This window comes from Mesorhizobium sp. B1-1-5, from assembly GCF_006443065.1.
GTDB lineage: Bacteria > Pseudomonadota > Alphaproteobacteria > Rhizobiales > Rhizobiaceae > Mesorhizobium.
In genome coordinates, this window is sequence record NZ_VFWS01000249.1 from 1 (window position 1) to 2,067 (window position 2,067).

Consider the following 2,067-nt stretch of genomic DNA (forward strand, 5'->3'; position numbering starts at 1 on the left):
CATCGAATCGGCGGTGTTGGCGGCCTTGTAGGCAGCACCTCCGGCGAGGCCGCCGACGCCCGTCCAGAAGGCGGGGGCAACGATGCCGTCGGAAAAATTCTCGGCCAGGCTCTCGATCGCCGCGCGGCAGACGCCGGCCCTGTCGAGGGTTTCGGGATCGCGGCCGACGATGCGCGAGACGGCGGCGCGGCCCATGTCGAGGCCGCCCGAGTCGAGCGCATCGGCGACGGCCTCGACATGCTCATAAAGGCTCCGCTGCGACAGGAACGATGTTGCCAGAAGGGCGGTGATGAACAGTCCCAGGGGAATGAACCAGAGCAGGATCTGCACGCACAGGCCAATTAGCGCCGGCACCAGCACGATGACCAGAAGCGCCTGGACACCACGTTGGCGACGCAGTGCGTCGGGATCAGTGGCGCGGTTGAGCCTGCGATCGAGAAAGGATATCAGCCTGCCAAACCACATCACGGGATGGCCGATGGCGCGAAACAGCCAGTCGGGGTAGCCCAGCGCGGATTCGATGGCCAATGACAGGAAAGCGATCAGGACTGACATGAAGCTTCTTGAAGGAGCGGTGGACCATGGTGGAAGTCTCGGCCGGGCAAGGGCGCTTTTCCCCAACGCCCCCCAGCCTTTCGTCGACCTCTCGACCGGAATCAATCCGCACTCCTACCCGCTTTTCGAGCTGCCCGCCACCTCGCTGTCGCGATTGCCGGAAGCGGGGCGGGCGCGTGAGCTGACGGCGATCGCGGCCAGTAGCTATGGTGCGCCCTCGCCAGCCAATGTCGTCGCTGCGCCCGGTACGCAGATCCTGCTGCCGCGCGTGGCATCGCTGGTCGCGCCGGGCAGGGCGCTCGTTCTAGGGCCGACCTATGCCGAACATGCCCGCGCGGCGGCGATCGCGGGGCACGAGGTGACCGAAGTCAGCGATTTCGCTGATCTGGCGAATGCCGACCTTGCCGTCGTGGTCAACCCGAACAACCCGGATGGGCGCATCGTCGAGCGCGACCGGCTGCTGGCGCTGGCCGCCGGTTTGCGCGCCAAGGGCGGGCTGCTGGTCGTCGACGAGGCGTTCATGGATGTCGGCCCGCGCGACCACAGCCTTGCCGGCGATGTCGGCCCGGGCGGCATCGTCGTGCTGCGCTCTTTCGGCAAGTTTTTCGGGCTGGCCGGTTTGCGGCTTGGATTTGCGCTTGCCGACGCGCCGGCGGCCCAACGGCTGGAAACGCAATTCGGACCTTGGGCCGTCGCCGGCCCGGCGCTCGAATATGGCATTCGCGCACTTGCCGATATCGGCTGGCAGGACGCGATGCGCGCGTCGCTGACGGAGGTATCGGCTCGGCTCGACGGGCTGTTCGGTCGTTTCGGCGTGCCTGCCGCGGGCGGCACCACATTGTTCCGCTATCTCAGCCTGCCGGATGCCGCCGGCTTGTTTGCAGCGCTTGGCGAGCGCGGCATCCTGCTTCGCCATTTCACCGACCGCCCGCACGTCCTGCGGGCAGGCATGCCGGGGAACGAGGAGGAGTGGCTGCGGCTTGAATCCGCCCTTGCCGAATGGGCGGCGCGGCGCGAGGATCGAGCGGAAGGTATCAAACCATGATCCATGTCTGCTCGCTGGCAAAGGTCGAGGAAACGGTGGCGAGGACCGGCGCCGAGCGGCTGCTGTCGCTGTTGGCCGCCGGCACCGATGTGCTCCGCCCGGCCTCGATCATGAGGGAAAACCATCTGCACCTGGTCATGCACGACATCGCGGCGGCGCAGGATGGCATGACCATGCCGGGCGAGGAGCATGTGCGCAATCTGCTCGATTTCGCGCGCCGCTGGGACCGCGCAAGGCCGATGGTCGTTCACTGTTATGCCGGCATCAGCCGCTCGACAGCCTCCGCCTATATCATCGCTGCCGCGCTGGCGCCGAAACGCGACGAGGCCGAGCTGGCCCGGACGTTGCGGAGGTTGTCGCCTTCGGCGACGCCCAATCCGCGGCTGATCGCGGTGGCCGACGCGCTGCTTGGTCGAGGCGGCCGCATGATCGCGGCAATCGAAGCGATCGGGCGCGGCGCCGATGCC

At 67.4% G+C, this 2,067-nt stretch carries 3 protein-coding genes; 2 read left to right on the top strand and 1 reads right to left on the bottom strand.

Translation table 11 applies throughout. The features are described from left to right. On the bottom strand, nt 1-555 hold a 555-nt coding region (locus FJ980_RS30025), incomplete at its 3' end, for a CobD/CbiB family cobalamin biosynthesis protein (protein WP_140547236.1). Between FJ980_RS30025 and cobD the strand changes: the two genes are divergently transcribed. Continuing rightward, nucleotides 554-1,600 (top strand): threonine-phosphate decarboxylase CobD, encoded by a 1,047-nt coding sequence (gene cobD / locus FJ980_RS30030; protein ID WP_140547237.1) that lies wholly within the window; start codon nt 554-556, stop codon nt 1,598-1,600. The two genes, FJ980_RS30025 and cobD, sit on opposite strands and share 2 nt — an antisense overlap. Then, nucleotides 1,597-2,067 (top strand): tyrosine phosphatase family protein (locus tag FJ980_RS30035; RefSeq protein ID WP_140547238.1); only part of this gene is annotated, 471 nt, incomplete at its 3' end. The genes cobD and FJ980_RS30035, both read left to right, overlap by 4 nt.

Bases quoted from the DNA above. Each gene is read 5' to 3' on its own strand.
- cobD (WP_140547237.1), top strand. From the start codon at position 554: ATGAAGCTTCTTGAAGGAGCGGTGGACCATGGTGGAAGTCTCGGCCGG.